At 73.5% G+C, this 11,667-nt stretch carries 10 protein-coding genes; 3 read left to right on the top strand and 7 right to left on the bottom strand.

Annotation, left to right across the window (positions count from 1 at the left end):
- The first annotated feature begins 39 nt into the window (after window positions 1-39).
- The 3 genes from ACO06A_RS11445 to ACO06A_RS11435 all read left to right on the top strand — a co-directional run bounded on the left by ACO06A_RS11445 (window position 40) and on the right by ACO06A_RS11435 (window position 1,777).
- Window positions 40-813 (top strand): hypothetical protein, encoded by a 774-nt coding sequence (locus ACO06A_RS11445; protein ID WP_421732318.1) that lies wholly within the window; start codon window positions 40-42, stop codon window positions 811-813.
- Between the two features lie 367 nt (window positions 814-1,180).
- Window positions 1,181-1,471 carry a WXG100 family type VII secretion target gene (locus tag ACO06A_RS11440; protein ID WP_175348851.1) on the top strand — a complete coding sequence of 97 codons (291 nt, stop codon included), beginning with the start codon at window positions 1,181-1,183 and terminating at the stop codon, window positions 1,469-1,471.
- Window positions 1,472-1,501: 30 nt separating this feature from the next.
- On the top strand, window positions 1,502-1,777 hold the full coding sequence (locus ACO06A_RS11435; protein WP_421732317.1) for a DUF4031 domain-containing protein: 276 nt from the start codon (window positions 1,502-1,504) through the stop codon (window positions 1,775-1,777).
- An 11-nt stretch (window positions 1,778-1,788) separates the two neighbouring features.
- On the opposite strand, the gene atzF is transcribed toward ACO06A_RS11435, so the two are convergent.
- The 7 genes from atzF to urtB all read right to left on the bottom strand — a co-directional run bounded on the left by atzF (window position 1,789) and on the right by urtB (window position 11,647).
- On the bottom strand, window positions 1,789-3,537 hold the full coding sequence (gene atzF / locus ACO06A_RS11430; RefSeq protein WP_421732316.1) for an allophanate hydrolase: 1,749 nt from the start codon (window positions 3,535-3,537) through the stop codon (window positions 1,789-1,791).
- Entirely contained in the window at window positions 3,534-7,136 is a 3,603-nt protein-coding gene (gene uca / locus ACO06A_RS11425; protein WP_421732315.1) for an urea carboxylase, read from the bottom strand. Before uca ends, atzF begins: the two co-directional genes overlap by 4 nt.
- Window positions 7,137-7,426: 290 nt before the next feature.
- Complete coding sequence (locus tag ACO06A_RS11420; protein WP_421732314.1) at window positions 7,427-8,110, bottom strand: GntR family transcriptional regulator; 684 nt, start codon at window positions 8,108-8,110, stop codon at window positions 7,427-7,429.
- A 40-nt stretch (window positions 8,111-8,150) separates the two neighbouring features.
- A complete protein-coding gene (urtE, locus tag ACO06A_RS11415) occupies window positions 8,151-8,846 on the bottom strand; it encodes an urea ABC transporter ATP-binding subunit UrtE (protein WP_421732313.1) in 696 nt (231 codons plus the stop codon).
- Window positions 8,839-9,681 (bottom strand): urea ABC transporter ATP-binding protein UrtD, encoded by an 843-nt coding sequence (urtD, locus tag ACO06A_RS11410; protein WP_421732312.1) that lies wholly within the window; start codon window positions 9,679-9,681, stop codon window positions 8,839-8,841. Before urtD ends, urtE begins: the two co-directional genes overlap by 8 nt.
- Entirely contained in the window at window positions 9,678-10,766 is a 1,089-nt protein-coding gene (gene urtC, locus ACO06A_RS11405) for an urea ABC transporter permease subunit UrtC (RefSeq protein WP_421732311.1), read from the bottom strand. Before urtC ends, urtD begins: the two co-directional genes overlap by 4 nt.
- A complete protein-coding gene (gene urtB, locus ACO06A_RS11400; protein WP_421732310.1) occupies window positions 10,763-11,647 on the bottom strand; it encodes an urea ABC transporter permease subunit UrtB in 885 nt (294 codons plus the stop codon). Before urtB ends, urtC begins: the two co-directional genes overlap by 4 nt.
- Window positions 11,648-11,667 lie beyond the last annotated feature (20 nt).

Raw genomic sequence — 11,667 nt, 5'->3', positions numbered from 1 at the left:
TACCATGGCGGGTTCCTACCGTCGGACGAAGGCTGATTCATGGGCGTCCATGACGCACCGCAGTGGTTGTTGTCCGCGTACGTGCGCAGTGCCGTCGGGGCCGGTGCCACCGCCCCCACCGAGCAGATCCGCGATGCCGGCCAGGCCCTGGTGGACCGGTGGGGCTCGCCCGGGCGGTCGTTCCACAACCTGAAGCACCTGGTCGACGTGCTCATCCGCGTCGACGAGCTGGTCGAGGAGACCCACCAGCCCGACGTCGTGCGCCTGGCTGCCTGGTACCACGGCGCCATCTTCGACGCCGCCGACCGCAAGGCCTACGCCAACCGCGGCGGCGAGGACGAGATCGCCAGCGCCCGGCTCGCCTTCGACGAGCTGCTGGCCCTGGGTGTGCCCGAGGCCCGCGCCCAGCGCGTGCACGACCTCGTCGTCGCCCTGGTCCGGCACGCGCCCAACCCGTCGGACTTCGACTGCGCCGTGCTCTGCGACGCCGACCTGGCGATGCTCGCCACCGAGCCCCAGAAGTACAAGGCCTACGTGCAGGACATCCGCGCCGAGTACTCGCACCTGCCGGTCGAGGACTACCTGCGCGCGCGGGTCCGCATCCTGCACAAGCTGCTCGCCCGCCCCTCCTTGTTCGTCAGCCCGCTGGGGTCGGCCTGGGAGGAGCCCGCGCGGCAGAACCTCTCCGGCGAGCTCCAGCGGCTGGAGAAGGAGCTCCGCGCGATCGACGCCGCCGCGGCGACGGCCGCCGCCGAGCGCGGCACCGACCGGCCCGAGCACACGGCCGAGGACTCGACCGCCGCGCGCACCTGACCGCCTGAGCGCGGCGCCGTCCGGGGCTCGTCGAGGCGTCGTGACGTGTACATTGTGGGAGCGCTCTCGCGTGCCTCGTTCTGCTGGTCCTTGGTCGGGCTGCGGATGTGTGACTGAGAGCTGGTCGGTCCCGGGTCGGGGTGCAGCGGCGCCCCGACCGGGGACGGACCGCGGGGCGACCGTCTGCACCCGCTTCCTCCGCACCCGCGCTCCCGCCTGCGGCGCTCGTGCGTCATCGAGCCGCCCACAGCCCGCCGGGGTGCGCGCGCCTCCACGGACGTCGCTCGTCGCCGACCGCCCCGCTCGCGGTCCTCGTAGCGTCCTCGACCAGCGCCGGGGATCGCCCGGCCCGGACGACGGAGGTCCCATGAGCAGGTACGAGGTCGACAGTGCACAGGTCGCGACGGCTGCGGCGAGCGTGCAGGCGCGCGCGGGCACGATCCGCAGCGAGGTCGCCGCGATGCACCGGCAGCTCGCCGACCTTCAGGGCTCGTGGCGGGGCGCGGCCGCGACCGCCTTCGCCGGCGTGCTGACGGACTGGTCGGCCACGGAGGCGCGGCTCGACGCGTCGCTGGAGCAGATCGTGGCCGCCATGCAGTCGGCCGCGCGCACCTACGCGGAGGCCGAGTCGCAGGCATCCCGCCTGTTCAGCGTGTGAGGACGGCACCCTCGTGCCTACGCTCGGGCCGTGACCGTGCTGGTGGACCCCCCGATGTGGCCGAACCACGGCATGCTCTGGGGGCACCTGGTCAGCGACTCGTCGCTGGAGGAGCTGCACGCGTTCGCGGCCCGGGCCGGGATCCCGCCCCGGGGGTTCGACCTCGACCACTACGACGTGCCGGACCAGCGGATCGAGGAGCTGGTGGCGCTCGGCGCCGAGCTGGTGAGCGCCAAGGAGCTGATCCGGCGCCTGCGTGCGTCGGGGCTCCGCGTGCCCGCTCGGGACCGCGGTCGGCACCCGTAGCGCACGGGTGCTCAGAGGCCCTGCCGCAGGGCCTCCACCCAGCCGCCGGTCGCCGTGATGTCGGACCCGGCGGTGCCCGCCTCCGCGGTGCAGCCGAAGCCGACCACCCAGGACCCGTCCTCGAGCTCGACCTGGCCGAGCATCATCGGCGAGGGCAGCCCGGCGAGCAGGCGGCCGAGCGCGCCCGCCGAGAGCCGCCACACCTCCCCGGCGATCGGCGCACCCGCGCCGGGTCCCACGCGCAGCAGGCCGGGCTTGCGGGGCTGGGTGTCGAGGGCGACCAGGCGGTACGCGTCGGACGTCCGGACGGCCCGGCCGAACCGGGCGCCGAGCTCCTCCAGCTCCCGGTTCAGGGGCTGGCCGCGCAGGTGGGCGCCGACCACCAGGACCTCGACGCCGTCCTCGACGAGCAGCGCGCTCCCGACGCCCAGCATCCGCGCCGCGAGGTCGAGGGCGAGCTGGTCGTCGAACGCGCGCGACACCAGCGTGATCCCGAACGGTCCCCCGTCGGCCGTCCCGGCAGGGATCGCGACCGCCGCCATGTCGAGGAGGTTGACGAAGTTGGTATAGGTGCCGAGGCGTCGGTTGATGGCCACCGGGTCGGCCTGCACGGCGGCGATCGTCGGGTGCTCGGTGGTGGTCGGCAGCAGGAGCAGGTCGCAGCCGTCCAGCACCGCGGCGGCCTCCACCTTGGCGGCCGCCAGCCGTGCCCGGTCGGTGACGTAGGCGTGGGCGGGGGTGTCGCGGCCGGCCAGGATGATCGACCGTACGGTGGGGTCGGCGTCGGGCGCGTCGGCGAGGAACGCCCCGACGGCCTCGTACCGCTCCGCGACGATCGCGCCGTCGTAGAGCAGCCGCGCGGCGGCGAGCATCCCCGAGATGTCCACGGTCCTGACCTGCGCACCGACCGCGCGGACGGCCTGCACGGCGGCATCGAACGCGGCCCGCCAGCCGGCCGAGAGCGATGCCAGGTCCGTGTCGCGCGGGACCGCCACCACCGGCGCGGAGCGCAGTCCCAGCCGCACGTCGGTCGGCCACGGGCGGCGCACCGGGTCGAGCGGGTCGGCGCCGGTCATCGTCCGGGTGGCCAGGACGCCGAGCTCCAGGTCCCGCGTGAAGGTGGTGACCACGTCGTAGTTCCGGCATGCCGGGACGACGCCCGTGGTCGGCACCAGGCCGAGGGTGCTCTTGATGCCCACCAGCCCGCCGAACGCGGCCGGGACGCGACCGGACCCGGCGGTGTCGGTGCCGATCCCGATGTCGGCGATGCCGAGCGCCACGGCGACGGCCGACCCGGAGCTGGATCCCCCGGACACGCGCTCGGGAAGGGTCGCGTGCCGGACGGCGCCGTACGGGCTGCGGACCCCGACGAGCCCGGTGGCGAACTGGTCGAGGTTGGTCTTGCCGAGCACGACGGCACCCGCGTCGACCAGCGCCTGGATCGCGGGAGCGGTGACGGTCGCGGGCCCCGTGGCGTAGGACGGGCACGCGGCGGTCGTCGGGACCCCGGCGACGTCGATGTTGTCCTTCACCGCCACCGTGCGCCCCGCGAGCGGCAGCACGGCGCCGGCTGCGCGGCGGGCATCGACCGCCCGGGCAGCGTCGAGCGCCACCTGCTCCGGGAGGAGAGCGATCCAGACCTCCGGACGGTCGACCTCGGCGATCCGGGCGTAGGCGGCGCGGACGCGCGCCTCGGCCACCCCGACAGCAGCCGGCACCCGCGTCCCGGTCGTCACGCCGCCCATCGTCGTCCCCGTCACGCACCCACCGCCAAGATCGCGAGCGGCGCGCCGGGCGCGACGTGCTGCCCCGGTGCGACGAGGACCTTGAGCACGGTCCCGTCGGCGGGCGCGGTCACGCCGAGCTCGAGCTTCATGGCCTCGAGCGCGACGATCAGGTCGCCCTCCTTGACCTGCTCGCCGGCCTGCGCCTCGATCCGCCAGACGCTGCCGACCATGGGCGCCTCGACCAGCACGCAGCCGTCGAGGAGCTCGATCTCGCCGGGTCCGGCACCCAGGTCGCCCGCGTGCGCGGGTTCCTCGGCCGGGGCGTCGAACTCTCCCGCCAGCTCCCAGGCCGCGCGCTCGTCGGCGAAGGCGGCCGCCTGGCGCGCCTGGAACTCGGCGATGTCGTCGGCGTGCTCCGCCAGGAGCTCCAGGTGCTCGCGGTAGGAGAACGTGCCGTGCTCCACCTCGACGTCCAGGCGCCCGGCAGCGAACGCCTCGCGCTGGGTGAGCAGCTGGTCGGCCGCGACCGGGTGCCAGACCACCCGGTCGAAGAACCGGAGCAGCCAGGGCTTGCCGGGTTCGAAGACCCCGCGCTGGCGGTGCCCGGACCAGATGGGCACGGTGCGGCCCACCAGCTGGTACCCGCCGGGCGAGTCCATGCCGTAGACGCACAGGTACTGACCGCCGAGTCCCACCGTGTCAGCGGCGGTCCACGTGCGGGCCGGGTTGTACTTGGTGGTCATCAGGCGGTGCCGCGGGTCCAGCGGGACGGCCAGCGGGGCGCCGAGGTAGACGTCGCCGAGGCCGAGCACCAGGTACTCGGCGGCCATCATCGTGTCGAACACGTCGTCGGTGGACGGCAGGCCGTTGATGCGGCGGACGAACTCGATGTTCGAGGGCAGCCACGGGGCCTCCGGGCGGACCCCTGCCTGGTAGCGGGCGACCGCCTCGGCGATCACCGGGTCGTCGAACGACAGCGGCAGGTGGATGCGCCGGCTCGGCACGACGAGGTCCTCCGTGGCGGGCAGCGACGCCTCGAGCCCGACCAGCACGTCCACCAGCGCGCGCACGCCGAGCACCGCGGGGTCCACGTGCACGTGCAGGCTGCGGACGCCGGGGGTGATGTCGATGACGCCCGGGGTGCCCTGCAACGCCTCACCCAGGGCGTGCACGCGCATCCGCAGGCCCAGGTCGAGCACCATCGGGCCGTACTCGACGAGCACGTTGTCGTCGCCGCCGCGCAGGTAGACGACGTCGGGCGTGCCCGCGACCCGCGCAAGGACGCCGTCGTCGCCGTCGGGGCCGGTGAGCACGTCCGGGCCCAGGTGCGCGGACGCGCGCAGGGCGTCGTCGGTGCGCAGCGCGTCCGCGGTGGCGTCGGGCACGGGAAGCAGCCGCACGGTGTCGCCGGGTCGGATCTGGCCCATCTTCCAGCGGTGTCCCACCACCACGGTCAGCGGGCAGGCGAACCCGCCGAGGCTCGGGCCGTCCGGGCCGAGCAGGATGGGGGTGTCGCCGGAGACGTTCAGGGCGCCCACCGAGTACGGGTTGTCGTGCAGGTTCGACGGGTGCAGGCCGGCCTCGCCGCCGTCGGGTCGCGCCCACTGCGGCTTCGGGCCGGTCAGCCGGATGCCCGTGCGGTTGGCGTGCGTCTGGACCTGCCAGGTGGCCTCGTAGAACATCTCCATGTCCGCGGGCGTGAAGTAGGACGGCGCCGGCTGCGGCCCCTCCTGGACCGCGACCTCCCACTCGTGCACCAGCTGCGGGCGGAGCTCCTCCGGCACGGCCACCGGGTCGGGTCCGTCGGGAACGCCCGGCACCAGGGTGTCGCCGACGACGAGCGCGCGGCCGGTGTACCCGCCGAAGCCCCCCATCGAGAAGGTCGACGCCGAGCCCAGGTAGAGCGGCACGTCCAGCCCACCGCGCAGCAGGACGTAGGTGCGCAGACCGGCGTCGAACGGGGCCCCGACGTCGAGCACGGCCCCCGCGGGGATCGTGACGGGCTCCCACTGCGGCACCGCGGCGCCGTCCACCGTGACCGGTGCCGGCGCCCCGGTCACGCACACGACGGTCTCGTGGCTGAACCGCAGCCGCGGTCCGGTCAGGGTGCACTCCAGCCCGGGCGCGCCCTCGGGGTTGCCCAGCGCGCGGTTGCCCAGCCGGAACGAGAGGTCGTCCATCGGCCCCGACGGCGAGATGCCGACGTCCCAGAACCCGAGCCGACCCGGCCAGTCCTGCACGGTCGTCATCACGCCGGGCCGGATCACGTCGATGTACGGCTCGTCGTCGGTGACCCCCGTGAGGGTGCCCGTGGTGTGCCCCGCCGCCAGCACGTCGGGCTGCCGGACCGCCTCGCGCAGCAGCGGCAGGTTCGTCTGCACCCCGGTGAACCGGGTGGCCGCGAGCGCGCGGGCCGACGCCGCGAACGCCGCCGGCCGGTCCGCCGCGTGCACGATCACCTTGGCCAGCATCGGGTCGTAGTGGCTGGTCACCTGCTGCCCGGTCTCGGCCCACGCGTCGATGCGCACCGACGGGTCGTCGGGATACACGACCTTCGTGAGCAGCCCGGCGCTCGGCTGGTAGTCCTTGCGCGGGTCCTCGGCGTAGACGCGGACCTCGACGGCGTGACCGAGGATCGCCGGACCCTCGTCGGGGACGTCGTCGAGGAACGACGGGTCGCCCTGGGCCAGCTGGAGCATCCACGCCACCAGGTCGACGCGGGTCACGGCCTCGGTCACCGGGTGCTCGACCTGGAGCCGCGTGTTGACCTCGAGGAACGACGCCTCGCCGCGGTCCACGTCGTACACGTACTCGACCGTGCCCGCCGACCGGTACGCCACGGACGCCGTCAGCGCGCGGGCCGACTCGTGCAGCATCGCGCGCACGTCGTCGGACAGGGCCGGCGCCGGCGCCTCCTCCACCACCTTCTGGTTGCGCCGCTGCAACGAGCAGTCCCGGTCGCCCAGGCTGATCACGCGCCCCGCCCCGTCGCCGAACACCTGCACCTCCAGGTGCCGGGCGCGGGACACGAACCGCTCCAGGAACACCCCGGCGCTGCCGAAGCTCGCCGCCGCCAGCCGCTGCACCCGGTCGAACGCGGCCACCAGCTGGTCGGCGTCGGCACACGCCTGCATGCCGATCCCGCCGCCACCGCCGACGGCCTTGACCATGACGGGATAGCCGACGACGGACGCGGCCGCGAGCGCCTCCTCGACCGAGGCCAGCAGGCCGCTGCCCGCGACGAGTGGCACGCCCGCCGCCTTCGCCGCCTCGCGCGCCTGGTGCTTGTCGCCGAACACCGACAGCTGCGCGGGTGTCGGCCCGACGAACGCGAGACCGGCCGCCTCGACCTCGCGCGCGAACTGCGCGTTCTCGGACAGGAACCCGTACCCGGGGTGGATCGCGCCGGCACCGCTCTCCGCCGCCGCGTGCAGGACGAGCTCGGGCCGCAGGTAGCTCTCGCCCGCCGCAGCCGGTCCCAGGCGCACGGCCACGTCCGCCAGCCGCACGTGCGGGGCGGCCGCGTCGGCGTCCGAGTAGACCGCCACCGTCTTGAGGCCGAGCTCGCGCGCGCTGCGCAGGATGCGGACGGCGATCTCGCCGCGGTTGGCCACGAGCAGGGTGTCGAACACGGCGTCCCCCGGGGGCGGTCGGTCCGAGCCCGGTGGGGGCTCGGCGCGGGATGTATACACCCCGGTATCCGGCACGCTACGGAGGCCGTGTTTCCCACCCCACGCCCCCGGGTAAACGGTGCGTTACGCCTGCTCGCGAGGGCGCTGGGCACGACGTCCGAGGAAGTGCGCGCTCCGGCGACCCGATGCTCGGACGTCGCCGCGGTGGCGATCATGACGTCCGAGGAAGCGCGCGCCACGGCAGCCACATGCTCGGACGTTGCCGTGCGCCGGCGACCAGCGGCGGGCCGTCAGCCCGCGAGTGCCATCCGGGTCATCGACTGGGTCGCGCGCTGCATGACGACCTCGAGCGACTCCCCCACGTGCTTGTGCAGGGCGGTCAGGGCCGACGGCAGCTCACGGGCGAGCACCAGGGTGAGGATCTCGAGGTGCTCGTCGATGGTCGCGGTGATGCGGTCGGGCTCCACGAAGTCGTGCATGCGCACCGCGCGGATCTTCTGGTTCACGGTGACCAGGGCGCCGGTGAGCTGGGTGTTCCCCGACGACCGGGAGAGCACCTGGTGGAACCCCTCGTCGAAGAGCACGAAGCTGGCGTCCGGCTCGGGCGGGGCGTCGCGCAGCGCGGCCCACTTCTCCCGCTCGGTGCGCAGCAGCTCCTCGTCGTGCCGGACCTGCGGGTTCTCGATCGCCCGGGCGATCCCGCGCAGCTCGAGGGTGATCCGCAGCTCGTACAGGTTGCGCAGGTCCTCCAGGCTGGGCACGACGACGGCGTACCCGAAGTCGGTGCGCTCCACGAGCCCGTCGGACAGCAGCCGCGACAGCGCCTCCCGCACCGGGGTGCGCGAGACGTCGAACTGCTTGCCGAGCTTGGGCTCCGTCAGCCGCTCCCGCGGCGAGACTCGTCCGTTGAGGATCTCGTCGCGCAGCTGCTGGTAGACCACGTCCCGCAACGAGCGGGGATCCTCCGTGCTCATGGTCACGAAGCGTAGACCTCGAACGTCACCGCACCGACGCTCACAGGGCCATCGCCGCCCGCACGTCGGCCTCCTGGTCGGCCCCGCCCGCCCCCGAGCGCGTCACGCGTCCGGACTCCAGCACGTAGTACTGCCCGGCCGCCGCCAGGGCGAACCCGACGTGCTGCTCGACCAGCAGCACGGACAGGCCGCCGGTCCGGGTCAGGGTGCCGATGGCGTCCTCGATCTCCTGCACGACGGACGGCTGGATGCCCTCGGTGGGCTCGTCGAGGATCAGGACACGCGGGCCGGTGAGCAGCGCGCGGGCGATGGCGAGCTGCTGCCGCTGGCCACCGGACAGGAGCCCGGCACGCCGGCCGAGCAGCTCGCGGAGCGCGGGGAACAGGTCCAGCGCGTCGTCCATGCGGGCCGCCCCTGCCGACCCGGCGCCGTCCGCGACCAGCTGGAGGTTCTCCCGTGCGGTGAGCTGCCCGAACGACTGCTGGCCCTGCGGCACGTAGGCCAGCCCTCGGCGGACCCGCTGATGCGGACGGAGCTTCGACACGTCCTCGCCGAACAGCGTGATGCGCCCGCTGCGCACCGGCAGCAGGCCGACGGCCGCCCGCAGCAGGGTCGTCTTGCCGGCACCGTTGTGGCCCATGATCGCGGTCACGCCGCCGTCGGCCACGGCGATGTCGACGCCGTGCACCACAGACGTGCGTCCGTACCCGACGTGCACCCCGGTGAGCTCAAGCATCGGAGGCCCCCGTTCCTCGTGCGCCCGCGCCCCGACCCAGGTACACCTCGACCACCTTCGGGTCCGCCTGCACCTGCGCCACCGTCCCCTCGCTGAGCACCGACCCCTGATGGAGCACCGTCACCGACGAGGCGAAGCTGCGCAGGAACTCCATGTCGTGCTCGACCACGACCACCGTGCGCTGCGCCCCTATCCGCTGGAGCAGCAGCCCGGTCTCCTCACGCTCGGCCTGGCTCATCCCCGCGACGGGCTCGTCGAGCAGCAGCAGCCGCGCGTCCTGCACCAGGAGCATCCCGATCTCCAGCCACTGCTTCTGCCCGTGCGCGAGCACTCCCGCCGGCTGGTCGCGCTGGTGCGTCAGCCCCACCGTCTCGAGCGCAGCCTCGACGGCCTCGGGGATCCCGGTCCGTCGCCGCAGCATGACCCGAGCCTTCCGCGACGACCCCGCCGCGATGTCGAGGTTCTGCAGCACGGTGAGCTCGTCGAAGACGCTGGCCGTCTGGAACGTCCGGCCCACCCCGGCGCGCGCGACCCTGTGCGACGGCCTGCCGACGAGCTCCACACCCCCGAACCGGACGGACCCGGTCGCCGGCGCCAGCCCCGTGATGGCGTCGACGATCGTGGTCTTGCCGGCCCCGTTCGGGCCGATGAGGAACCGCAGGTCCCCCTGCGTCACGGTGAGGTCGACGCCCGCCACGGCGACGAACCCGTCGAACACCACGCGCAGGCCGCGGATCTCGAGGTAGTCGTGCCGGAACCGGGACTCGTCGGCGGCGATCACCTGCTCGAGGGCCTCGGGGTCCAGCGACACGGTGAGGGGCGTCTCGTCGCTCATGAGGGTGTCCCGGTGGGTTCGAGGGCGGCGGGTTCGGGGACCGGAGCAGGCTCCGGCTCCTTCGCGCGGCGGCGGAACAGGCGGCCGATCGTCGCGAGCCCGTTCGGCAGGAACGCCACGACGAGGATGAACAGCGCGCCCTGGAAGTAGATCCAGAACGACGGGAACGACTCGGACAGGGAGGTCTCGGCCCAGGAGACGCCGATCGCACCCAGCACCGGACCGAGCAGGGTGGCCCGCCCGCCGATCGCGACCCCGACCAGGAATCCGATCGAGGGCACGACGCCGACGTCGGCGGGCGAGATGATCCCGACGATCGGCGTGAACAGCGCCCCGCCGATGGCCGCGAAGCAGGCGGCGATCGCGTACGCCACCACCTTGACCAGCGCGGGGTCGTAACCGAGGAACCGGACGCGGTTCTCCTGGTCGCGCACCGCCACGAGCAGTTCGCCGTAGCGGGAGTTCATCACCAGCCGCACGATCGCCACCATCGCGAGCAGCACGCCCGCGGCGATGAAGTAGAGCATCCGCTTGTTCACCGGGTCGGCCAGCGTGAACCCGAAGAACGACTGGAACCCGTTGAGCCCGTTGGTGCCGCCGGTGACCTTCTGCTGGCCCACCAGCAGGATGGCGAACGCCGCCGCGAGCGCCTGCGACAGGATCGCGAAGTAGGCGCCGCGGACCCGCCGCTTGAACACCGCGAGGCCCAGCAGGGTGGCCACGAACGCGGGCAGGACCAGGATCGCGAGGATGGTGACGACGGGGTCGCGGAACGGCTCCCACCACCCCGGCACGGTGCCGTCGCCGTACAGGAGCATGAAGTCGGGCACCCCGCCGGGGCCGGCGTCGGACAGCTTCAGGTGCATGGCCATGAGGTAGCCGCCGAGGCCGAAGAACACACCCTGGCCGAGCACGAGCATCCCGCCGCGACCCCAGGCCAGTCCGATGCCGACGGCGACCATGGCGAGGCAGCAGAACTTGGCCAGCAGGTTGAGCCGGAAGTCCGAGAGCAGGGCCGGGGCGACGCCGAAGAGCACCACGGCGGCGATCACGAGACCACCCCAGACCCGGATGCGGGGGCTCATGCCAGGCTCCGCGTGCGCACCGAGACGAGGCCCTGGGGCCTGACCTGCAGGAACGCGACGATGACGACGAACAGCAGCACCTTGGCCAGACTGGCGGTCGTCGAATACTCGAAGCCCGCCGAGAGCAGCCCGAGGCCGAACGCCGCGATCACCGCGCCCTTGAGCTGGCCGATGCCGCCGACCACGACCACGAGGAAGGCGTCGACGATGTAGTTGGTGCCCACGGTCGGACCGACCGACCCGAGCAGGGTGAGCGCCACGCCCGCGACCCCGGCCACGCCGGACCCGATGAAGAAGGTCAGCCGGTCGGTGGCCCGCGTCGAGATCCCCGACGTCTCGGCCAGGTCGCGGTTCTGCACGGTGGCCCGGATGCGCCGGCCGAGCCGGCTGAGCTTGAGCAGCAGCGCGAGGGCCACCACGCAGAGGATCGCGAGCGCCAGGATGAAGAGCCGGGTCCGCGGGATCCCGACGCCGAGGATCGGCACCGCACCCGACAGCCAGGCCGGTGCGCGGACGTCCACGTTGGGGGCGCCGAACACGTCCCGCGCCAGCTGCTGGAGCACCAGCGCGACGCCGAACGTGACGAGCAGGGTGTCCAGGGGCCGGGTGTACATGCGCGAGATGAGCGTGATCTCGAGGATCAGCCCGAGCACGCCGCCGACGAGGAACCCGATCACCAGCGAGACCAGCAGGGACACCCCCGCGTCGGCGATCACCTTCTGCACCACGAACGCGGTGTACGCGCCGGCCATCATGAACTCGCCGTGCGCCATGTTGATGACGCCCATCTGGCCGAACGTCAGCGCCAGGCCGAGCGCCGCGAGCAGCAGCACCGACCCGAGGCTGAGGCCCGCGAAGAGCTGTGAGACGAGGGCATCCATCCGGACCCGCCTTCCTGTCC

Origin of the sequence: Cellulomonas sp. (assembly GCF_965229465.1) — a bacterium.
GTDB lineage: Bacteria > Actinomycetota > Actinomycetes > Actinomycetales > Cellulomonadaceae > Cellulomonas.
Note: the sequence above shows the minus strand (reverse complement) of the source record. Positions and strands in the feature narration are given on the sequence as shown.